Origin of the sequence: Phytopseudomonas punonensis, from assembly GCF_900142655.1 — a bacterium.
Classification (GTDB): Bacteria; Pseudomonadota; Gammaproteobacteria; order Pseudomonadales; family Pseudomonadaceae; genus Aquipseudomonas; species Aquipseudomonas punonensis.
On sequence record NZ_FRBQ01000013.1, the window covers coordinates 1 to 23,017 of the forward strand.

Annotated in this window: 17 protein-coding genes; 4 read left to right on the forward strand and 13 right to left on the reverse strand. The window is 54.2% G+C overall.

Going from position 1 to position 23,017, the window contains the following annotated elements; genetic code table 11:
• Positions 1–46: 46 nt before the first annotated feature.
• The 6 genes from BUC40_RS21220 to BUC40_RS21240 all read right to left on the reverse strand — a co-directional run bounded on the left by BUC40_RS21220 (position 47) and on the right by BUC40_RS21240 (position 4,370).
• Positions 47–346, reverse strand: a complete 300-nt coding sequence (locus BUC40_RS21220) for a YajG family lipoprotein (RefSeq protein ID WP_073268578.1) — start codon at positions 344–346, stop codon at positions 47–49.
• Positions 347–730: 384 nt separating this feature from the next.
• Positions 731–1,129, reverse strand: a complete 399-nt coding sequence (locus tag BUC40_RS21225; RefSeq protein ID WP_073268580.1) for a hypothetical protein — start codon at positions 1,127–1,129, stop codon at positions 731–733.
• 1 nt (position 1,130) lies between these two features.
• Positions 1,131–2,255, reverse strand: a complete 1,125-nt coding sequence (locus tag BUC40_RS21230; protein ID WP_139272219.1) for a hypothetical protein — start codon at positions 2,253–2,255, stop codon at positions 1,131–1,133.
• Between the two features lie 87 nt (positions 2,256–2,342).
• Positions 2,343–3,518, reverse strand: a complete 1,176-nt coding sequence (locus BUC40_RS21235) for a site-specific integrase (protein WP_073268584.1) — start codon at positions 3,516–3,518, stop codon at positions 2,343–2,345.
• Between the two features lie 161 nt (positions 3,519–3,679).
• A complete protein-coding gene (locus BUC40_RS22965; RefSeq protein ID WP_167369188.1) occupies positions 3,680–3,823 on the reverse strand; it encodes a hypothetical protein in 144 nt (47 codons plus the stop codon).
• 181 nt (positions 3,824–4,004) lie between these two features.
• On the reverse strand, positions 4,005–4,370 hold the full coding sequence (locus BUC40_RS21240) for a hypothetical protein (RefSeq protein ID WP_073268722.1): 366 nt from the start codon (positions 4,368–4,370) through the stop codon (positions 4,005–4,007).
• 373 nt (positions 4,371–4,743) lie between these two features.
• Here BUC40_RS21240 and BUC40_RS21245 point away from each other — a divergent pair, with 373 nt between their 5' ends.
• Both BUC40_RS21245 and BUC40_RS21250 read left to right on the forward strand, forming a co-directional pair.
• Complete coding sequence (locus BUC40_RS21245) at positions 4,744–5,385, forward strand: hypothetical protein (RefSeq protein WP_073268585.1); 642 nt, start codon at positions 4,744–4,746, stop codon at positions 5,383–5,385.
• A gap of 180 nt (positions 5,386–5,565) precedes the next feature.
• Positions 5,566–6,183 (forward strand): recombinase family protein, encoded by a 618-nt coding sequence (locus BUC40_RS21250; protein ID WP_073268587.1) that lies wholly within the window; start codon positions 5,566–5,568, stop codon positions 6,181–6,183.
• Positions 6,184–6,295: 112 nt separating this feature from the next.
• Here the strand turns inward: BUC40_RS21250 and BUC40_RS21255 are convergent, their stop codons facing one another.
• From BUC40_RS21255 to BUC40_RS21290, 7 genes are all read right to left on the reverse strand, one after another.
• Positions 6,296–6,649, reverse strand: a complete 354-nt coding sequence (locus BUC40_RS21255; RefSeq protein WP_073268589.1) for a hypothetical protein — start codon at positions 6,647–6,649, stop codon at positions 6,296–6,298.
• Positions 6,650–7,666: 1,017 nt separating this feature from the next.
• Entirely contained in the window at positions 7,667–10,831 is a 3,165-nt protein-coding gene (locus BUC40_RS21265) for a DEAD/DEAH box helicase family protein (RefSeq protein ID WP_244160680.1), read from the reverse strand.
• Positions 10,832–10,946: 115 nt separating this feature from the next.
• On the reverse strand, positions 10,947–14,306 hold the full coding sequence (locus BUC40_RS21270) for a site-specific DNA-methyltransferase (RefSeq protein WP_073268595.1): 3,360 nt from the start codon (positions 14,304–14,306) through the stop codon (positions 10,947–10,949).
• A gap of 21 nt (positions 14,307–14,327) precedes the next feature.
• The gene (gene fic / locus BUC40_RS21275) at positions 14,328–15,449 is read right to left on the reverse strand and encodes a protein adenylyltransferase Fic (protein ID WP_073268597.1); all 1,122 of its coding nucleotides are present in this window, start codon (positions 15,447–15,449) and stop codon (positions 14,328–14,330) included.
• Between the two features lie 195 nt (positions 15,450–15,644).
• Positions 15,645–18,545, reverse strand: coding sequence for an SNF2-related protein (locus tag BUC40_RS21280; RefSeq protein WP_073268599.1), 2,901 nt, complete (start codon positions 18,543–18,545; stop codon positions 15,645–15,647).
• Between the two features lie 354 nt (positions 18,546–18,899).
• Entirely contained in the window at positions 18,900–20,405 is a 1,506-nt protein-coding gene (locus BUC40_RS21285) for a YfjI family protein (RefSeq protein ID WP_073268601.1), read from the reverse strand.
• Positions 20,402–20,650 carry a helix-turn-helix transcriptional regulator gene (locus BUC40_RS21290; RefSeq protein ID WP_073268603.1) on the reverse strand — a complete coding sequence of 83 codons (249 nt, stop codon included), beginning with the start codon at positions 20,648–20,650 and terminating at the stop codon, positions 20,402–20,404. The genes BUC40_RS21285 and BUC40_RS21290 overlap by 4 nt, the downstream gene beginning before the upstream one ends.
• A 961-nt stretch (positions 20,651–21,611) precedes the next feature.
• Between BUC40_RS21290 and BUC40_RS21295 the strand changes: the two genes are divergently transcribed.
• Positions 21,612–22,793 (forward strand): reverse transcriptase family protein, encoded by a 1,182-nt coding sequence (locus BUC40_RS21295; RefSeq protein ID WP_073268605.1) that lies wholly within the window; start codon positions 21,612–21,614, stop codon positions 22,791–22,793.
• A complete protein-coding gene (locus BUC40_RS21300) occupies positions 22,793–23,017 on the forward strand; it encodes a retron Se72 family effector protein (RefSeq protein WP_208605797.1) in 225 nt (74 codons plus the stop codon). Before BUC40_RS21295 ends, BUC40_RS21300 begins: the two co-directional genes overlap by 1 nt.

Consider the following 23,017-nt stretch of genomic DNA (forward strand, 5'->3'; position numbering starts at 1 on the left):
ACACCTCTCTATGGCGAGTATTCTCGCCCTAAATGGGTGTCCGGGATCAGTAGACCACTACATTGCAGCCGCCGCTGACCATGCCTGCCGAAAGCTTTCTCTGAAAGGCGACGCGTTTGAAATCATTGCCTTTGAATGCGTCCTCTCCATTGACCTTCACCAGATATTCAGAGGGCTTGAAGGGGATGCTGCGAATGCAGAAATCGGTTTTGACCGACTGTCCGTTCACCTGCCGATTCTCGCTCTGGCAACCAGGCTTGGCTGAGGCATAAGGCGCAGTTGATGACTGGCTCGCGCAGCCGGCGAGCAAGGCCAAAGAAATGATGCAAAGCTGGATTCGAATCATGAAAGTCCCTTTACGTATATTGAGTGCATAGCCCGATCAGCCTTGAGGCTTTAGCAACAATCGCATGGCGTTTACGCGGTTGTGCTCGCCGGGCGGGAAAGATTAGCAAGGCACGAAGCAGCGTTCCCTGCTCTCTGTCGCACCCGGTTAATAATAGGCTTACTGACGGACCCGCAATGCGACAGGCTTTGATGCTTAGATCTATGGCTTGGCACCCTGATAGGCCGCGGACTTCCAAGCTACAGAGTTTTCAAAACCCCAAAGAAAAACCCCTGACGTCCGCGAAGAAATCAGGGGTTTTGATTTGGTGGAGCCGGGGGGATTTGAACCCGCGTCCTGTCCCCTAATCTTGTGACGTATAGCTAGGAGGCTGTCATATAGCTGTCATTTCGTGAACAGACATCCCCGAGCCACGGCATGCCTCTTAAGCCGTTTCGCTATATTTTTGTGGTTCTTTGCTGCGTGGGGTGTGAAATCAGCAGACGCGTGCGCTGGATTAGCTGGCGTCGTCGGTGTTTGTGCGATTGGACTTGCCACACATTCAATGCTTTCGCTTTTAAACTCCATTACGCTCAATCCAAAAACCGCAGCTGACAGCCTTCCCTGCTCCACGTAGAGCGCGTGGGAGTCTTGCGCAGATGTGAGCGACGATCTATCCAGCGACATCATCCCATTATCTCTCGGATAAGGCTTAAACCGATCGCTAGATGGTTCTCCGTCAGTAAAATATTCCGGGTGAATCTGCCGGTATAAAACTTCCGCTTCATCAGAAAGCTTTGTCATTTTAAGTCCTCGTCCGTGACGAAAATTCCTGTAGAAAACTGCTGTCGATAGATTCGAAGCTCATCGGGGTTATTTCTTGAGTGTCGCTCAATGAAATTCCGTACATTTCTACCGATCCATCAGGTTGTATCTCTACAGAGTAATCCCAGTCATCCCATTCGAGTTCTATTAGGATTCCGCCGGTTTCGGACGGGTAAATTTTATATGCGTCTGCTGTTAGGGGAGTGATTGTGATGAAGTAACCCGCAGTTTCAATCGCCGTGGCAGATAGCCTTTCTCCCATGCCATCCATCCACCCTTTTTCTAGACTTGCTAAATGCTCAAGGCGGTCCAGCAATTTACGCTGCGCCGGGGAGATACTATCGATCAACTCAACGTCAAAAATTTCAATCACGCTTCGGAGTTTGTTGTTGTGATCTAGTTCTATTGTTAGATCAAACTGAACATCCGAGTTAATGTTTCCGTCAAATTCGGAAATTATTCTTTCGGGGTCTAGGTTTAAGGATATATCACCATGCTGCTCTGTTCTTATTGTTATAGATCCAACCGAATCGGCAACCTGAGATCCTAGAAGTTTCCCTACCCCCTCAAATTTTGCTTCATATGTTTCACGTACATGTGTGATGAGATCTTTGCGTCTAGGTGCGTCAAAGTAAACAACATTACCGTTGGTGTCAGATGAACCCAGAAACTCAATCCTTTCCCCATCTTTTAATCGAGATCCAAATTTATTTAGTGCTCGGATGTGCTCGGATGATAGAGATTCGGGGAATATACTATTGGCAGCATTGTCAATAAGTTTGACGATGTCCATATAAGAGTCTTGGACTATCGTTTCAATCTGGTCAGAGAATCCAGGTAGATTGACCTGAGTACTTTCTTTTCGCCAGTTTAGCTTAGGCATAGCGCTGCCTGGCTCCAAGGCGACTAAGTCGAAGCTTAGGCTCTTATCGAAACCGCGTGGCACTCTAACATAGTTAGAATTCAGCTTCCGCCATTCGTCTTTTGCAAACGCAACGAGCAAGTCTCGGAAGGCAGGAAGATCTGCAAGAATGTCGACTGGAAGGCGTGTCCCATCGAATCTTTTGCCAACATACCTGAGCTGAAAATCTTTAGAGTCATCCATTGGTGACACCTGATGGTCTATCCCTAAGTAATTGGAGCTTCATGCTTCAACAATTCCGTCGCACAGTGCCCGCGAAACTGCCCGAGTTCAAGAATTTTTTTCAGCTCCTTTAAGACCCAACCCTTCGCTGAATTGGTGCTCTGCTCGGGTCCCCGCAGTGTTATCGGCACTTGGCATCCATCGACCGTATACCCGTGCAATCATAGTCCAATCACTGTGCCCCAACTGCTTGGCCACCCACATAGGGTGTTCTCCCGCCGACAGCATCATCGAGGCGAAGGTGTGCCGGGTCTGATAGGGGCGTCGGTAGCGAACACCTGCCTTCTTCAGTGCGTGGGTCCACATCGTCTTCCTTATGGGCTGGTCACCCGCCCAGCGCTGACAAGTGCGAGGGTTCTGGAAAACCTCAGCATAGGCCAGATAGGTGTAGGCCTTCTGCGCTTTGAGTGCAGCAAGAGCTGGTGCAAGCAGCTTGATGCTCCGCTTTCCTGCCACCGTCTTGGTCACTTCGGCCTTTCCGCTGGAAGCCTGTGTCATTGCCCGTGAGACATGCACCTCCCCGCGTAGCCAGTCGACATCTCCCCAGTCAAGCGCCACTAACTCGCTGGTGCGCATGCCTGTCCAAAAAGCGAACTGCACCAGGTTGCAGGCCTGACCTTCGAGCGCTGCCAGAATGGTTCGCTGCTCCTCTGGAGAGAACGGGTCGACGTCGTCATCCTTCACCAGACCCTTGCGCGCATATGTCCAGCCTGCCAGCGGGTTGGTCTCCACCAGCTCTTCGTCCACCGCATCGTTCAGTGCCGACCGCAGGCAGCTCTGTATATTGCTCAAGGTCTTGTTGCTGACATGCAGGGTATCGAGCCAATCGCGCACCGTCTTACGTTTTAGGTCGATCACCATGACGGTACCAAGGGCTGGCACCAGGCGCAGTTCTACAATCTTCCTATAACCCTCGTAGGTGCTGCTGGAAACGTGCTGCTTCTTGCTGGTCAGCCAGCGGGTTAGGAAGCCAGCCACGTTTTCCCGGCAAGCCTCTGGCGCGAACCTTGCTGCACGCGGGGAGCCTGGGAAGGTAGCTGAATAATCAAAGATGCCTGTGGCGATGGCATGCTCAATAGCAATTTTGTGCCGTTCGGCGAGTTTTAGATTAGTGGCGGTGGGCTTGAGCGAGAGGCGCTCACGGCACCTAACCCCACGGTACATGAACGTGACTTCGATACTCGAGTCCGAGACTGCCCGAACTCCCCGCCCATCTCTACCCATGATTCATATCCCTCTACATCGATTAAAACCCGGCCATCTGGGGCCTTGATCCATATTTCTCCGAGCCGCCAAATTCCGTCGCGAAGCTTTGAGCGGATAGCGTCTTCGGAGTAGCCAGACGCGCTGGCAAACTTTCTGATGGTTACGTAGCGCATATGTCGTTATTCCTGACTGATCAGGATTTGTGATTGCGCGCAAGGTGGCGTATCTGCCCGTTGACTCCGGCTTGCTGGAAAAGTGTTGGCTTCCGGCTTTTTCGCGAGTTCCTGCTTGTGCAGGCAGCGGTTAACTTTGGTTTTGGTCATTTCCGAGTCCCCTTCAACTACACGGCTAGCCTATGGGCGGCTGCCCCGCGTGTGTTTCGCTTTCAAGCAACAAAAGCGACGGAAATTAAAAGTCTGGTAATTCCCTGTCAGGGGGATGGACGAGGCCATGCGGGCTGACGCAGTCAGATTGCTGCTTGCTCTCTGAAACCCAAGGACAACCTCAGGTTTGATGCAGCCTTTTCTGCTCGTAGGCGATGCGGTTCATTACGCAAACTGGAATTGCAAACCCTTGGATATTTGTTTTGAGGGTTTCGCAGCCGTCTTCGACGATTCCGCAGGGCACTCCCCGCCGGAAACGCATTCCCCTCCCGATGTAATTGCGCAGGATGATTTCCCAGGATTCGTCGTCGTAATAGAAGCCCGTGATCTCAGCCCACTTGGCCGTAACGCCGCTTCCAACGAGTCCTTCAGATGTCAGGCAGAAAATTTCTACTTGGTTGCCCTGTGTGACAGGTACGGCGTATATCCGGCCGTTCGGTGCTACAGGGGGGAACGTCTGTCCGTTGCCGAGGTGACGAAATTCCATGGTGGCGCTCCGCATGCATGAGGTTGCATAACACCCTATGTCAGGGGCTGGAAAACCCAAGCCGGCCCATATCGCAGGCTTATGCCATTGGGCTTCCTGGGGGCGTTAGTAAGGTGTGGAAATTACCCGCATCGGTTTGCTGGCGGCAGCTGTAGCTCTTCTGGTTGGGTGTTCTGGCACACCACAGGCAGGTTACGGTCGTGCAGCTTCCGCAGCGGTCGTTCTTTTGAGGTGTACACATAAGGAGCCCCAGCAAGGGCTATGGAGATGATTAAAAAGAAAATAAATTGATTCTTAAAAGAAAATATATAGAGTTGTTTCTAGAGGCCGGCGTGACGCCATGTGATCGGCACACACCCTAGAGGACAACACAATGAGCGATTTCCTTAAGAAGCTTGAAGCGAAACACAAGAAGACCTCAGCCACGGAAACGATGACTATCCGCGTGACCGCTGAAGAGGATGCTGCCATCAAGGAGCTGGCGAATTTTTATGAATGCACTAGGCAAGATCTGATCCATGACCTGATCACTGAGTATTTGCTGCCCGCGTGGAAGCAACTGGAGAGCGAAAGCACATCTGTTGACGTTGTTCCGCCTCAACATGCACAGGACAAGCAGCACTACTACGTCTTGAACACCAACAAGGTGCATGACGTCGCTGACCACGATTACATGCTGAGAGACGGTGTGGCTGCTGCCTTTGAGGATGGCTACAAGGAGAAGATCAACCGCTTTAAAACTGGCGACACAATTTTCCTGTATGAGTCTGGGAAAGGCATCGTTGCCTTTGGTACGGCTGATGGTGTTACCCAGAAAGCGCCTCATTATGGGAAGCCAGATAAGACACATTTCCAGAAGCTGAACGGATTCAAAAAACTGGAAAAACCACTGTCCCCCAAAGACATCTGCCGTGTTCTCGAGCGGAACATCAAATTCGTACAAACCCTTACGTACCTAACTGATGGAGAAACGCTGCTAGCCGACCTCCACAAGCAGCTCAAGCAGAAAGCTTAACCATCGCGCAACCCCGTCACCCGCGGGGTTTTTTATGCATACAATTCATCCGTCCACCTTGGGTATGCCTTAGCTGATACGTCCGAGGGCAATGTTTTTCTGGTGTTTACTTTTATAAATAACGGTCTAAGTGATACGTTTAAAAATCACCACCCAAACTGATACACGAAAGGAAATCTCATGTTCGTTCGCGCCTACCTTCGTGCATCCACTGCGGAGCAAGACGCCAGTCGTGCCCGTAACTCTCTGCAGCAGTTCGCTGCTGGCCATGGCAAGGCCATTGCCGCGCAGTACATCGAGAACGCCAGTGGGGCCAGGGCTGACCGGCCGGAGCTGTTGAGGCTGCTAGCTGATGCCCATAGAGGTGACGTGTTACTGCTTGAGAGTATTGACCGGCTCTCACGGCTGCCGGTGGCTGATTGGCAGGCGCTTAAGGCTGCGATTGATTCCAAGGGACTGCGCATCGTCGCCTTGGATCTGCCGACCAGCCACCAAGGCATGAGAGAAACGGCAGGTGATGAGTTCACTGACCGAATGCTGGCAGCTATCAACGGCATGATGATCGAGATGATGGCGGCTATTGCGCGGAAGGACTATGAGCAGCGTCGGGAGCGCCAGGCGCAGGGCATTCAGAGGGCAAAAGCTTCCGGCGCTTACAAAGGTCGGCCTGCTGACAAGGGGCTGCATCAGCGCGTTGGTGAGCTGCTCGGCGCTGGTCTGGGGATTCGGGCGACCGCTCGCCATGCAGGGTGCAGTACCACCACGGTGCTTAAAATCCGCGATCAAATAACCGAGTGACGACGCGATTTGACGTGTTGTCGGGCAGCAGTGAGATTCGCATGAAACTTACCCAGGCTGCGAAGCAGACCGTATCCGCCGCCTGGGGAGAACTCTGACCACCTGGCGTGAACTAGCTCGCCTTACGGCCCAGGCGACGGCGCAGCGCTCGAATCATCCTGGCGCGCATGAGAACGGTTGCGACTGACACCGCAAGCGCTATACCGCCCACCAGTTCGCCGAAACGGACGAACGCAACGATGTTCACCAGGGCGAGAACCATAAGGCCGTAGAACTCGGCATTGGCCTTGCCGGCAGCCAGAGCCTGATGCTCGGTCAGCATCCACTTCGGCGATAGGCAGAAAGGGCATACGGACGACTCCGGGGCACGGCCGCCCACGGGTATTCCGCTGATGTAGAACGGCGCGCTGGTGATCACCTTCGGAACCATCATCTTCTTGCAGCACTGGCACTCAACTTTGCTCATGACGTGAACCTGCTGGACTTGGCACATGCCAGAACCTTATCCAAGCCCTGGCGAATCCCAAGCGACCGTCATGCGGGTCTGCCGGTGTGCTGCAAAATCACTCGGTGTGATTTTTCTTGTCGAGATGATCCGCGACCTTATAGCCAATCACCGCTACCACTCCCAACGTGCCGACCACGCCGATGACCGCGTAAACCAGTAGCTCAATCGAGTCCATGTCTTGCTCCTTCTGGGCTGAAAACTTGCACTGAATCCAGCTTCTCATCTGCTGTGCCAATCCCAAGGACTTCATCCTCCTGAAGTCCCTTTTCCGTCGGCTCTTGGGTGACTGAATTCCAAAGCGACCAGCGCACCGCTTATATCCGCTTCGCGACACGTTTCAAAAAAGCATGCTCACACCACCTCTCTTGCTTATGGGAGTCTGACGGTTCACCTCACATAGAGGAAATCAGTCGATTCTGCCTAAGGGGTGAAGTTAAGGGGTGAAAGTGGCTGAATGCGTCGTCTTTAAAGGCTTGGAGCCGTTTCACCTCTTCGGTTACAGGGCAGCGGCTGTAGTGAAGAGGTGAAGTCATGGGCCGAGGAGGCGGAATCAAGGGGTGAAGTGAAGGGGTGGAAGTGTCTGAAAGCTCCGTTCTTAAAGGCTTTAAGCCGTTTCACCTCTTCGGGTAAAGGGTGTAGTGAAGAGGTGAAGCCATGGGGGAAGGGGTGAAGGGGTGAAACCAAGGGGTGTTGTATAGGGGTGTTGTCGTCTAGGTAAGGGGTGTCGTGAAGGGGTGTCGTGGCTGTAACCCGCATGGTTGCTGCGTTTCTGACTGAATTATCCCATGATCCGTGATGGCAACGGCAGATCGACGGCAGATGACGACTGAGCGTCAGGGAAATTCGTCAGGTGCACGCCGTGACAGCGGATGGTCGGCAAATGACGACGCGCATGCTGCTGGCTGGGGCAGCGTCTGTAAGGTGGTCTTTAGGGCAGGGTAAACCGCCCTGAAGAAGCCTGGGTTTTGTAGGAAGTTACGGCAGCACGAGCCCCATCACCTTGCTGATGTAGTCCGGCTCTCCGATAAAGAAAACATGCAGCGCATTCAGATCTGGGGTGGGCAGGCCTTGCTGACTCCACAGGTGCTGGATGCGCATGCGGTTCGTACTCGGTGACAGGATGACCGACTCCAGCGTGACCCCAGGATCATTCAGGCGAGCCTGCAGATCCTTGATGTTTTGCGAGAGCTGGATCTTGTCGCTGCCGGGGCCTTCGTGTTCCAGTCCGTGCGGGTCGATAAAGCAGATGCGCTGACTGCCATCCGACTTCAGGCACCAGAGGATGAAGTCTGGATAAAAATTGCCGGCCTCAAAGAAACCGACGCCCTGTTTGGCCAGGTTTCGCAGCAGGAAGATGCGCTCTCCACGTTCAGCAAGATTCGTTTCGTTGGCCGCCAGCCAAAGACGCAAGTCTTCGACGAATTGAAACTCTGACTTGTTGAGACCGACAGGCTGGATCTTCACCTTCTCGCTGGAAAGCAGTGGCTCATAGAGGTGAGCATCCAGCCTTAGGCCTTGAACGTGGCCGTGATCACGCCAGCCCACCTGAGCGAGCTCTTCCTTCAGCGCTTTGATGTCGTCGATCAGGTATTGCTCGGTCGCCTCGACGATCAACTGGTAGTTGATGTCGTCACCCGGCAGGTTTTCGTTCTCGCGGGTGAGCAGCACCAGTTCCATGCGCGGATCGAGGTATTTGCGTTTTTGGTGATTGAAGCAGCGCTCCAGGGCACCGCAGAGTAGTTCGAAGGCTATCGATTGCCAGTGACGCAGGTTGGCCATCGAAGGTGCCCACCAGTGCGCGGGCACCAGGACGCGATACCAGTCTGGGGTCTCCAGCAGTGGGCGTAGCACTTCTGCTTTAACGATGACGTTGTCCAGGTGTCGCTGGCGACGAAAGCGTTCCAGATCGAACCACAGCTTGTCCCAGTCGAGCATCGACAGGCGCAGGGCATCGAAGTGGCGTGGCGGGTTATCGGCTGCCTCAGGGGCCTGGCCCATGACCTCTTTGGCCTGGATCATTTGCAGGCGTGGGAATCGATCAACCACCAAGGGCACGCCCCCCTTGGTCAAGCCAGGCGGGAGGGCTCCGATACTGAGATCCACGATGGGGCCATGCTTACGGAAGTCGTACTGCTCCTGGGTGTCCTTGCGGAATTTGGAGCGGAGGATCTTCAGCTTCTGGCCAAAATCGTGGGTGACGTTGAGGGTGATTTCCTCAACATGCGGCGCATCGTTCGGCGGTAGGCCTTCGCTTTCGAGGAAGTCGCGAAAGGTTGCCATAAAGTCAGCTTGCACACCGAACACGTTCAGCGTCTCCAGGAAGTGAATATCGCGCGGTGGGTTCACCGGCTGATAGCGGCTGGTACGCATCAGGCTTATGTCTTTGCCTTTCAGGCGCACGCCGCGCCCGAACAACTGGATGATCTGTGCGCCTTCGCTCTGGCCCATGCGCATCAGGCCCAGGCTGGATACCCGCCAGCAGTCCCAGCCTTCGATGAACTTCTTCGAGCCGACCAGCATGTGAATGGGCGAGGTGGGTTTGTGCACGTCGCCAAACACCGGCTCGCCAAATTCGCTGGGTCGCACCTCGGCCAGGGAATGTTTGTCTTCCAGTTCGCCCTGTACATGCTTGGCCAGCGCCGCTGCATCGCCGACGTTGATGACGCCAAAGGGTTGGTCGGCTTCGCCGACCTTCAGCAGCAGCTCGCCGCTGTCGCCTTTCACGCGCTCGATCACTAAGTGACCGCCACCAGGGGCATGGAACAGGCGCTGGCAGATGTCGGCATAGAATTGTGCCGCGCTTTGTTTCAAGCCCTTCAGGTAGGGGAAGGACTGCACGAAGATGTCGTGGCCTTGTGCATCGAGCAGGCCTGTCTGCTGGCTGTTGCCGTTGAGCACCGCATGAATGAGCGTGGTAAAGGCTTCACGGTGGGCGAGGAAGCGCGCCAGGAAGTCGAGAATCTGCGCCACATCGGATGGCGATACGCTTTCCTCATCGACCTTGCGCCCGGTAACGCTGGCACCGACAAAGACCCACAACGGCTTTTCCAGGTTGTAGCCGGTGTAGCGCTTGCCCGCCTCGGTGAACATGCGCAACTGCTGGTAAAACCCCAACAGGGCAGCGGTCAGGTAGGTGTCCTTGTGTGCCAGCTCATCCCGAGGCAGGTTGAAGATGCGGTAGTCCTTACCGTAGCCATCGGCATAGAAGTAGCGGTAGCTGTAATCGAACAGCACGGCTTTGGCGTAGCTCTCGGCCAGCACGCGGTCGTTGGCTGCCTTGACGGCCTGTTTGAAGGTGGCCGAGTACTCGAAGGTGAAGCCCTTGGCCGCCAGCTTGTCGCGCTTACTTTTCCAGTCACTGCCGCTCATGCCACGGTGACCTTCGTCGACCAGCAGCAGGTTGCCATCGCCAAAACTGTCGACGGCCATCTGCTTGACCTTCTGTTCGTCCGCCAGCTTGGTGATTTCGGTCAGCAGCGGTACATCGAGGGCATTCTGCCCGCGTGAGATCAGGTCGCTTTCCTGGCGCAGTGGCTCCGGGTAAAAGCCGTTTTCGCGCAGCTCTCGTTCGTGCTGCTCGGACAGGCGCTCGTTCGGCGACAGCACAATGACTCGGCTGTAAGCATCAGCCTGCCCGGTTGCCCGCGCATGCTGAGCAAACTGCAGCAAATTCACATGCATGAGCAGCGTCTTGCCGCTGCCCGTGGCATTTTGCAGGCAGATCTTGTTGAGGTCTTCAACGGCATAAACGCCAATGCCGGTTTCGCGCCCCTGACCTAGATGGTGCTGGTTGAAACGCTCGATAAATTCGTTGAGCGCTGCGCATAGACCCTGGCGGTCGTTGAAGTAGCGGTCGAGGTAAATCTCGACAAACAGCAGCGTCAGCCACTGGAAGTACTTCCAGGCGATCTCCCCCTTGTTCTTGCGCCGAGCATTGATAGCCCGTGTATGGGCCACCAGGTTGGCGTCGTAACGCTCGAGTTCAATTGGGGTCAGTGTCGCATTGACAGGCAAGTGCGAGATCAGCTTGGCCAGAAAGCGATGCTTGCCATCCGGACCGATGCCCGGTTCGGCGCTGCGCAGTGACTTGGCGATGATCTCCAGCGGTCGCACGGTGCGACCTTCGTCTTTGTGAGTCACCAAGGGGTCGATGCCAAACAAGCTTATAAGGTACTGATTAAGTACCAATGCATCCTGAAAGTGACTCGCTACCAGTACTGGCTGAACTTTGCTTTTACGTGGGGCGCGGGCCATCTCAAGCGTCCTCCCACATGCGCTGGGCGAAGGTCTCTTCGATCAGGCGCACGCGTGTGGCGGCATCGCCATCGCTGGGCAGGGCATGGTTGCCGTTGACGTAGAGGGTGGCGAATTCGCTTTCTCGCGGGTTGATGCCGCGCTTGTTTAACCAGGCTTCGAGGGCGGCTTGATCGCGCCCGGAGTCGCCGGTCAGCTTGCGCCATATAACCAGAACACGTTCACGCGATAACTCGTCGCCCGGCACACTGAGGATGTGGCCTTCCACAGCACGGAACCAGAACTCGCCATCGTCACGCTCCTTGATGGCGGTGGAGCGCCAGCGTGTATCCTGGTCTTTGGGTAGCTCGGGATCGGCCTCACGCACCAGCTCAATGGCATAGCGGCGCGGCTGGTCGAGGTGGGCGACATGCAGGCCAATCAACCAGTTGAAGGTTTCCACCAGATCGATGGTTTTCTCCACCTGGGCATCGCTGCCGGCCTGCTTGACCTTGAGTTTGTAGGACGTGGGGTCGGTAAACTCACGCACATTGAGCAGGCTTGGGCTGCCGGCGGTTTCGAACTCCAGCCAGTATTTGAGCATATAGTCCCGATTCATCTCTACAGACTCAGGAGTGCCGGTGTTCAGACGAGGAGTGTCTGGCAGTTGCAGATTGTTTAGCGTGTCCTCGAAAGACTCTAAACGAATATATTTTAGGCAATGGCTAATACCTTCCCGAGATACGGGTTTTCCTTCGCTCCAGTCTTTGGAGTAGACCGCTTTCTGAATGCGCGGCTTGAGTACTGTATCGAAGTAAGCTCCCATCTCAACCAGAACATATTTTCGATCTCCATCATCTTCACGATTGAGATTAATTACTGCATGACCGGTAGTGCCTGACCCTCCGAAATAGTCCAGAGCGTATTGTGAGTCTCCCAAGCCAGATATGCGAAGGCAGTCTTCTACTGCGTATATTGATTTGGGGTAGGTAAATGGGGATGCGCCCGTGAAGAAGTGCTTCAGTACGCCAGTACCATGTTCGGTTGCCGAGTACTTTGCATCAATCCAGTTGGTTGGAGGAAGTACGCCATCTGATCCAGGGCGGAACTTATAGTAAATAGTTATGCTTCCGTCATCGTTAACTTTTGCTCGGTAGTTTCCTGGCTGAGCTTCAACATTGCTGGGCTTTCCTCTCCACGTTCTTTCACTGCCAGAGTCGTCAAGTGGATAGACAGCTATTTCATCGCGCTTCGTAGGCTCTATATCAGTCCACAATCGTTTATCTTCATCCCAGCTCATGCTAGGCGCACGAATTGACTCGCCTTTTACATATAGAGGGTAGAAAAGAGATGGACGATCTTTTCGCTCCGAGTTTGATCCCCTTTTTCTGAAGAGCTCCCACATGAAATTTCCATTTTCATCTTCCTGCTTATAACGAGCCGATTGTTTTTCAGTGCGCGGCAGCTTTTCCAGTTCGCCAACTGAAGTATGTCTTGCGAAGATGGCGTACTCGTGTGCTTGCGCTAAACCACTCGGCACTGGTCGGCCTGACGGGTTGATGCGAACCACAATGGTGCCAAGCAAATTATCTTGTCCAAATTGCTGTTCGATCAGATAGCTCAACTCACGTTGCTGATAATCATCAATCGTGGCGCACAAAATACCGTCAACGCTCATTAGGTTTGGTGTGATGGCTAGACGATCCGCCATCAGAGAGCACCAAGAAGAGCTCCGATAACCGTTCTTGTATGCGATAGGCCCAGCGTCCGTGTTGTAGGGGGGATCGATGTACACGGCTTTAACTTGCTTGTTGAGACGGTTCTGCACAAGATTTAGAGCTTGGAAGTTGTCACCGTGCAATAAAATGCCGCTGCTGGATTTATCAAGATTTTCTTGGCTCGCTAGTAGCTGGTCCTTTGTGCGTTCTTCGAAAAGGCGGGTATCAATACTTAAGAATGGGTTGGCTTTCAGAAAGTCTACGGTCAGCGGTTCGCTATATCCAGGTTGGGCCATATCTGCCTTGATCTCATCAATAGCAAACAGTTTTACCCACTCCTCACGCTGCTGTGCATTGGCAGCAATTTCTGCATAGAAACTTTCCGGGATACGATCCAGAGTGATGCAGTACTGGGTCTCGACAACGAATTTCTTTTTGAGCCACAGCTTCTTTTGGAAGTCTTCAAGCTGGGCGAGAAAGTCGACAATGCGCCGGGCGATTTTGCGCAGCACGCGCAGCTTTTTCAGGTATTCATCCACACGCGGAGCATCGGCGGCCTCGATATCGTCGAGGCGGATGATCTCGTTCTTGATATAGAAATCCAGCTCGCGACGAAGGAAACCACCGAGGTTTTTATGGATGAAGTAGTCCATGGTGTTGCGGGCGGTGAACTGCCCCAGGTATTTACCCAGCAGCGTGCGGTTGGGCTGCTTGTCGGTAGGGGCTGGAGCAAACAGCGGCTGCTCGAAGGCGCGTAACTCTGGGTGAGTAAACACCAGGTTAGCCAGCTGTTCGCCTACGACTTGCTCTGCCTCCGCCAGACGTTTCTGCTGCCAGGTGCCGGCCTGGCCGGATTTCGTGCTGTCGGGGCGGTAGTCGAACTGCACGACGAGTTCCGGCAGTCCTTTCTCGTTGGTTTCTAGCTTCAGCGGTTCTGCCGCGTGGATGATAAAGAAGCGCTCCTGGCCTTCTTTAACGTTGTTGTGCTCACCCTCTGCGGCTGAGACCAGGCGGAAATGCACCTTCAGCGGGGTTGTGGCTGTTGGCTGGAATTCGAAGCCGCTCTGCGGGCCTTGTTCCTTGGCCTGGGCTGCGGTGAGGTCGAAGGTGAAGTTGCTGAGAGCTTCGCTCGATTTGATGTAGTACTGGTCTTTGTTAGCCCAGTGCAGCATGACTTCGCGGCCATCATAGGGCACGGCATAGGGGGCGGCGCGGCTGTCGTTTTCTGCGACGAAGTAGCGCTTCGACATGAAGTCGCCCTTGTCGTAGTAGCGACTGAAGAAGCGGTACAGGTGTTCATACACCTGGGCATCGTCAGCCAGTACTCCGCCGCCATCGCGTGCATGCTGCTGTGCTAGCTCGAACTCTTTGCCGACCTTGGTACCGCGATATTCGGACTTCAGCTCACCCGTGGGCAGGAAGGCATCTTCCCCGAGCGTTTCGGCGACCTTTACCCGTGCTGCTTCTAACGCGTCATGCGCGTTGCTTTGCGATTGGCCGGCAAAGTGGGCATCAATCTCGCTACCCAGCTCGGTGTCGATAAAGGCTTTGATCTGTGCGCTACGGGCGTGAAGGATGCGGTACAGACCGAAGTCCAGCTCAGGCTGGTTGAGTTGGAATAGATCACCCAGCAGGGCGATAAATTGGTCTTTTTGCTTACTCATTATGCGCGTCTCAAAAATGTGTCAGGCGTAGGGCTTGAATTCGTTGCTGTCGCGAATCAGTAGTTGCATCAGCTTGGGGTGGATAAAGAGCTTTTCCTTACCGACCTGTACCTCTTGTAGTACGCCGATGACGACAAGCTCTTTGAGGTAGCGAGAGGCGGCCTGACGCTGGGCAATCTGTTTATCGACGACGTTGCTAATACGGCAATAGGGCTGCTCGAAAATTACGTCCACCAGCTCGCGGGAGTAGGTTTTCGGCAGCTGTTCGCGAACAAACTGGGTGGTGTGTTCGGAGAGGCAGCGAATGGCGGCAATTTTGGCAGTGGTCCAGCGAGCGGTTTCTTCGACAGCACTGAGCATGTACAGCAGCCAGGGCTCCCAGGCTTGTTCGCGGGTTACATCGAGCAGTAGGCGGTAGTAATCGGCTCGGTTGGCGATGATGTAACGGCTGAGGTAGAGAATCGGCAGGCTCAGCAGACCTTCCTGAATCAGGTATAGGGTGTTGAGCACGCGCCCGGTGCGGCCATTACCATCGGTGAACGGGTGAATGGCTTCGAACTGGTAATGCCCAACGGCCATGCGTACCAGCGGGTCTAGGTCGGTCTCGTTGTGCAGGAAGCGTTCCCAGTTGGCGAGTAGATCGCGCAAACGGTCGTCACCCTCTGGTGGGGTGTAGATGATTTCGCCGGTGCGGTCATTGGCAAGCTGAGTGCCTGGCACTCGGCGGATGTCCATGTTGACGCCCTTGAGCGTGCGGCAGATCTCGACTGCAGTGCCTGTGGAGAGTGGGCGTTCGGCCAGCGACTGGTAGCCGTTGTGTAGGGCCTTGCGGTAGCGCAGGGCTTCCTTGGTCGCGGGGTCAGCATGGTTGTCCCCATCCTGGGCGTGCTGAAAGAGCAGGTCCGTGGTGGTGACGATGCTTTCGATCTCGGAGCTGTCCTTGGCCTCCAGCAACGGGATAGTGTTGATCAGCACCGTCTGGTTGGGGATCAGCTCGGCGGCTTGTTTTAATTCAGCCAGGGCTGTGCGGGCCTCGATACAGCGCTTGAGCACTGCACGGGTCTCCAGCTCTGCTGTGGGCGGCAAGGGCGGCAGCTGGTTGTAGGGCTTGTCGGCCTGCCAGGGGAGGGGGGGGGCAGTCATGGATGCGATCCTGATCCTTGGGGTATCCACCTAAAGGCAAGGGAGCTCTTGTGAGCGCCCTAATCGTGGCGTCAGTGTAAACATGTGCGCATAACGTGTCGCTATTTTTTGGTTTCGGCGACATGTATTGCGCTCGTGTCGCTGGCGACGACATGTGCACATGACGTGTACTTGAAATTAACTTTTAGCGACGTGTTAGCTCACGCTCCAGCGCACAGTGAACAGCGTTTGAGTACGGCTGGCACGATGCAGGCGTTTCTCCAGGGCATCGATAAGGGCATCTCGACGGGCTTCGATTTCGTCCTCCACGGAGAATATTTCTTGGCGTTGCCGACGTTGTTCGCCTTCTACCTTGCGGATGTCATCCTGCAGTCGGCGTGCCTCGTCCATGCTCTGAGCGGTGCGGGCTTGCCGCTTCAGACCCTTTAGCTTGAGCTTGGTATCTTGCAGGGCTTGCTCGGCGGCGAGGATGCGGTCTTCTGCCCAGGCATCGAGTTTTTCGCGCTCTTGCTGGAAGAATTTGTCGTTCTGCTCCAACGCTTGGCTCAATGCGGCATCGATCTGGCGACGGGCATTACCATGCAGATCATCCGGTGGGGCGCTGTGAGTTGGCTCTGCAGTTGCACAGAGCTGGAAGAGTTTCTCGCAGGTTTCCTGGTCGAGGAGCTCGCCGCTATCGGCCATCGCGGTGAATACCAAGTGCTCTTCACGTTGAAAGCTATCGAGCTCCAGCAGGTTGAGCTGAAGCCAGCCTTGCTGACCGACCAGTTGCTCGATGACGCTGATGCGTGGGTTGCGGGCTTCGAGCCATTGCGCATAACTGAAGCGCAGAGTGGCTGTGGGGGCAGGAACATTACGTCCCTGATCGAGTACGTATTCGCCCAGTGGGTGCGTCAGGCGGTAGATTCGGGTGTTTTCAATCTGAGCTTGTTTTGCCAGTTCGCCCTTGCGAATGAGCTGGTAATGCCCAGTTGCGATCTGGGGTAGGGGCGGTAGGCTGAGGTCGAAGGTCAGTAGGTTGCTGTCGAACCTGGCTTGTTCTGCCAGGATGTACTGGGTCAGCAGCCAAAACAGGCGAGTGATTCTGTCTAGCTGGCTTTCAGCGCGTTCTTTGTGGGTTTTGAGCAGGCTGTGGATGTCTGCATCGAAATTTTCCAGCAGGAGCTTTTCGGTTTCCAGCATGCGTGCCTGGATATCCGCATCCAGTTCCGCGCGCAGGCTGGCGAAGGCGGCGTCGATCTCTTGAGGTGTGCGGCAGCAGTCGTAGATTTCGGCAATGCGTTTCTCGAAGTCGATGCCGGCTTCAATCCTGCCGAGCACTTGGTCAGACGCACCAAAGACGCCATCGAACAGGTGAAACTTATCCTGCAGTAGCTCCAATACGCGCTGGTCTGCGGCATTGCGTTGGTTGAGGAAGTTGATCACAACCACGTCAAAGCGCTGGCCGTAGCGATGGCAACGACCAATACGTTGCTCTACACGCTGGGGGTTCCAGGGCAGGTCGTAGTTCACCACCAGGGAGCAGAACTGCAGGTTCACACCTTCGGCGGCTGCCTCTGTGGCGATAAGGATTTCAGCTTTATCGCGGAAATAGTCGATCAGCGCGGTGCGGCGGTCGATGGCGGGGGAGCCGGTGACACGGTCGCTGCCATGGTAACGAGCCAGCCAGCGCTGATAGATGCCGGTAGCGGCTTCACCCTGATTGCCACCGCTGAAGGTGACAACCTTACCGGCGTGTCCATGCGCCTCAAGAAAACGAGCCAGGTATTCCTGGGTACGGCGTGACTCGGTAAAGATCACTGCTTTACGCGGTGCGCCCATACCGGACATGCGTGCAAAGCCTTGTTCCAGCGCGTTCAGAAGGGCGAAGGATTTTTGGTCTTCACGAATGCTGTGAGCGATTTCGATATAAACATCGAGCTCGGCGATTTCTTTACTCAGCAGCTCAAAGTCGACTTTGTTGGCTGTGTCATGGGCCTCGTAGTTGGCTGACTCTTCCGCTGCTTCGAGAAGGTCTTCCTCCAGGTCGTCTTCTTCAATCAGGTGCTCGAACCATTCCTCATCGATACTCTGGCGATCCAGCAGCTTCTGTAAGCGGGCTTTAATCGCCTCTAGGGTGGCGAGAACGGCTTCAGTCGACGAGGCCAGCAGCTTGCGCAGAATAAGCGCGACGAGATGCTTCTGACGCTGTGGGAAGCCGTAGCTGAAGTCGCGGTGCAGATACGATGAGATGAGGTCGTAAAGCCGCTGCTCGTCATCGCTCGGGGTAAATGGTGTGGTCAGCGCATGGCGCTGGGTATAGGGCACGTACTCCAGAACATCCCTGCGCAGGGTGCGCTTGATAAAGGCCTGCAAACGGCGGCGCAAAGCTGCCAGGTCACCATCGGTGTTGTTGTACTGAGCGCGAAAGCTGCGCTCATCGCCGAAGATATCCTCGTCAATCAGCGAGCTGAGACCATACAGCTCCATCAGCGAATTCTGCAGCGGTGTAGCGGTCAGTAGGAGCTTGCGCCGTCCAGCCAGTGAGCGTTTGAGCGATTGACCGGTTTCATTGCTTTTGCGATGGGCATTGCGCAGCTTGTGAGCTTCGTCGATGACGACTAAATCCCAGGGAATATTGCCCAGCTGCTCTTCCATACGTGCGGCAAAGTGGAGCGACATGATGCTGATAACATCGCGATCCAGCGGGTCGTAGATGCCATCCTGGCGAAGCTGTTTCCAGGTGCGGGCATCCAAGACCTGGGTGGGCAAATTGAATTTTTCTGAAAGCTCCTGCGCCCATTGTTTGCGCAGCGCCGCTGGGCAGATGACCAAGAGACGACGGCGACGTTCGGCCCAGAGCTGGCCTAGAACCAAGGCGGCTTCAATCGTTTTACCCAAGCCGACTTCGTCAGCCAGTATCACGCCTTTGCTCAGAGGGTTTTGTAGGGCAAAAAGGGCGGCATCAATCTGGTGTGGGTTGAGATCGACACTGGCATCGAACAGCGACTGGGAAAGCCGGTCTTCTTCGCTGGCTGCACGGCGGCGCGTCAGCTCCCAGGCGAAATACTTGGCGTGGTGGGGTGTGAGGCTGCTTGTGGGATTGAGCGTCGGCATCAATTGCCCTCGGTAATGTCCATGAGCCGAACGATGCAGATCCTGCATCCGGGGTTTGTGTTGGGTCGCTTAATTAAGCTGCGACTGCTGCCCAACTGTACCGATGTGATGAGTAGGTTTGTAGCTCTATTGCGCTGGCCGCCGTATCCCAACCAAGGGAGGATTACGATGCGCTTCTCCTGGTTGGGGCGTTGTCACTGCTATGGCCGGATCGCTCCGGAAGCCTACTGCTCGCCTGTTGCCATTTTTACAAACAGCGCCCCAAGCCAGCCTACAAAACCTACAGAACCTGGTTTCGTAGGTTTTGTAGGCTGGCCTCACCGCTGTTTATGAAAATAATCCGCCAGGCTGAGACTATTGTTTGCGCCAGACATAGCGTGTTGACGGGCGTCCACCTTTCTCGCCGGCGACCTCGTAGCCGACGATGTAGTTGTGCTCGATCAGGACGTTGAGTGCATTGTTGACCGCATCCAGAGAGTCGAGCCCTGTCCAGCCTTTCAGGCGTATCTCACGAGGGGTAAACGGCTCGGGTAATTTCTGCTGACGCTCCAGGATCAACCGTGCCCCCAGTAGCGGGGCGTTGATTGCTGCGCCGTACAGCCGCTGAGCATGGCTCATCAGGTAGACCGCCCAGTCAATGGCGCGGGCAGTGGACTCTGCACCCACGGCTTTCAGCCCACCTTCGATCAGTTCGAACAGTAGGGCTAAGCCCGCAATGGTTTTCGGCATTTTCAGACAATGAGATTGCAATGCCGGGTGAAGATTTTCGCTCCGACTTTGTTGCATGTGGCCGGTATACCAGGCGTTAAATATTTCCTGTGCCTCCGGGCTGAACCTGAGTGCAGTGCGAGGCTCGGCGGGTAGTCGATCGAGGTGGTCAATAATCCGTTCCACACATTCAGCGGCGGCTTTGTTCGGCCAGCGGTCGACCAGACACCAGTCACGGACATCGTCGGGGTAAACGGCGAGTTGCAGGCGCTGAATCAGGCCGTCATCCAGTTCGCCGCTGATCGCGGCGCTCACCAGGGATGCGATTCGTGAGGGTTGAATGCCGCCGATCAACGATAAACAACATGACTCGATGAATATGGTGCCTCGGCCGATACGGTCGTAGGTAAATGAGCCGTTGCCATCGAAGCACTCCAGGTAGAAGGCGCGCGCGACTGAGCCTTCCTCGCTTTGTATTGTTGCGAGCCAGCCCCCCAGCTCGTCACGCACGAGCAGCAGGCCGTTCGGGTTTTCGTTGAGTAGCTCGCCGAGCTTCTCGACCGTCGAGTCGTTGACGGTGTAGCGGCGCTGGACTGGAGTCTGCACGTCGCCGGAAACCTTAGTGAGTTCCTCCCGCGCTCCAATTTTGTCGCCGCTGCCAACAAGTTTTGTGGCCTTGCTCTTCGCGGCCTTGCGCTCGATATCCAGCAGCTCACTGTTGGTCCTGTACTCCTCCACCGCCATGTTGTGCTGTTTTCGCTCTCTTGTCTCCAAGGCGTCCAAGGGACGTAGCGCTTGTTTAAGCGCCGGTGTTTTCATCGCAGACGGCCGTCCGATGATGACGCCCCACTGGTTGGGAACGACTGTCCAATCATCGTGCTGTTTTGGATGGATGGTAAATTTGCGCCCGACCACTGCGCTGACAGCAACCACGAGCGCGACTCCAACAAAATCTGGCGGACACTGGGTGCGCTCAGCGACATCCCAAACGTATTCCTGAAGAGCAGCAGGTAGTAGCTCCCCACGCCAGGGCATGACCCTGGCCAACCCGCTCGGGAGCGGCTTTGGCACAATGCTTGGATTCAGGTATGAGGCAAGGGCCGGCTCGGGCATCTCTGCCAAGAACGACGGTATCTGCTCGTGTGTGGTCATTGGTCTTCTCGCTCGGCGAGATCCTGAGTGACTCCATCACGCTCGCTGATCTTGCTCTCCAGCCAGGCCTCCACCTCCGCGACGACGAAGTAGACGCCAGCCTGTTTGCTCGGCCCAAATTTGATGGGACGAGGGAAGCTGGGATCGGTTTCGCGCAGCTTTTCGAGGCCGGAACGGCTTTTATCAAAGCAGTGCTGCAGAGAGGTGTGGCTGATCAGGTATTTCTTGGGGGCATGTGTCGGCATGTGTGGGTCTCTGTGTGTAAGCCGACACAGATTTAATACCCCTGACAGACCGCTGTGGCGCGATTTCAAACCGGAAAAGCGTCGGAAAACGTATTGTCGGTTGTTGCGTTGACGGCCGTGCCCTGCAGATGGGACATGGGCAGAGGAGGCTGTCATAAAGCTGGCATAACCCAGCCAAAACAGCCCCAAAAGGCACAAAAAAGGCACTTGCGATAATCGCTAAGTGCCTGATTTGTATAACTTATTTGGTGGAGCCGGGGGGATTTGAATCCGTTTCAACTACTGCCTATAGCTGCCCATCTTCGACCAACGTGAGTAAATGCGCACCATCCGTCTTGTCGCTCCTGCCCATGGCTGCCCTTTGCTGCCTAGCGTTTACGACGTTTTTTCGACACTATTTTTTGGTGTCGTATTGACATCATCACGGCCATTTTTGTAATGTCTTCGTGCAGCCTCGGTTGCGCAGGTGTATCTCACCTGTCCTGCTCTTTAAAGTCACGTTACAAGGAAAGCGATGCCTTGAAGCTAGCTTCATGGCGATCCTTCGGGATCATGACCGGCACCCCGGTTCCCTAGTGCGCGGATTGGCCTCTGGGCTGTATTGCAACGTCCGTTCTTAGCGACCTTTGTCTGGCGTAAAAACAGAGAGTCCACCTGAGTTAATAATATTGTTCCTTGTGCTTCAACTCTTGGTCTGGCGACAGGTGACAATCGTCACTTGCATATCGAGAGGGTAATAAGATGATAGTTGTCAATGTCGTCATCAACGTGACTGGTTGTAAAAAAGAGAGCATTCGCCCGGAAGTGGGAGACCGCCCCGAAGCGAAAAGGGTTAATTCAGGTGCAAAGTGGAAAGTAGCTGTTATAGCTGCCGTACCTTGGGTTGGTAAACTGCTTCATTACCTCTTCGGTGATGAGTAATAGCTAACTGGTTCTCTGTTGTTTCTATGGAATGGAGTTTATGGCGAAGGATAAGCCGTTTTATCCGCATGCACCTATATCAACGCTTGATGTTCTTGCTAAGAGTCTTGGCGTTTCACCTCAGGTGATGTCTAAGCTTTCATCCTCTGCGGATGATTCATATACTGCGTTTTCAGTATCTTCAAAAAATAAAGATCGTACAGTTTATGATCCTAAGTACAATTTAAAAAAATTACAGAAAAGAATAAATTCTCGTATTTTCGAGCATGTTGTATTCCCTCAATATCTGCATGGCGGTATACGCGATGTCAGTCATTCTCGAGATTATATAAATAACAGTCGCATTCATGCTGGCTCCCGAGTTCTAGTTAGTCTCGATATTAAAAATTTTTATGACAACATAAAGCGTGACAGTGTTTTTGATATTTTTAAGAGTTTCTTTAGATTTCCAGATGAGGTCTCAACTCTTCTTACCAATGTCGTCACAATGCGCGGCAAGGTTCCCCAAGGCGGTTGTACCTCTAGCTATGTCGCCAATCTGATTTTTCATAACACCGAGTATTCTGTGGTTAGTTACCTCAGAAGTTTCGGGATTGAATATAGCCGCCTCTTAGATGATGTTACCCTGTCGTCATCTCACCCTATTCCACCTGAAAAACTTGAGCAGGCGATATCAAAGGTTGCCGGCATGTTTAAGCGCCATGGCCTCCGTGTTCATCCCCATAAAAAGAAAATTGAGTCATCTTCAGATAGCCGCAGCCCTTATGAGGTAACAGGTGTTTGGGTTGGCCACGGCGTTCCAAAAATACGGCGTAAAGACAGAGATTACGCTCGCCAGCTTGTTTATATTTGTACGAAAGAATATCTGAAAGATTATACGTCTGATGCCTACCATGCGCTCTGGAATAAGAGCTCTGCCCATGTAGCTAGAATGACACGGCTTGATCATGCTCAGGCTCGACAGCTTCGTGATCGCCTATCCAAAATTCTTCCGCAGTATAGTGCTGCGCGAATCAAACAATTATCTTTTGAATACAAGAAGTTAATAAACCGTCCCGTTGCAGATGTTGCTACGTTGGGCTTTTCAAAGAGTTTTCATAAGTTAATTCATTCTATTGGTATACTTTCAAGAACCGATGCGCACTTGGCTCGTCATTATAGGAAATCGCTCAGGGCGAAATTTCCTCGCGTTCTGTCCAAGGCCGATCACTGGGGGATCTGATGGCAGTTGAAAATCAGGAGCTGGAGCGCGGCTTTGTCACTGTTTACAACGCATTTAAAGGCTTTGGATTTATCCGCAGGTCAAAAGGTAAAGATGTTTTCTTCTTTTACTCTGATCTCGTTGAAGGTCAGGAAGAGCTTATCCCGGGCGATATAGTCGAGTTTGAGGTTCGTATAGAATCACGAGGGCCCAAAGCATACAATCTCAGGCGGGCTGGTTCCTGA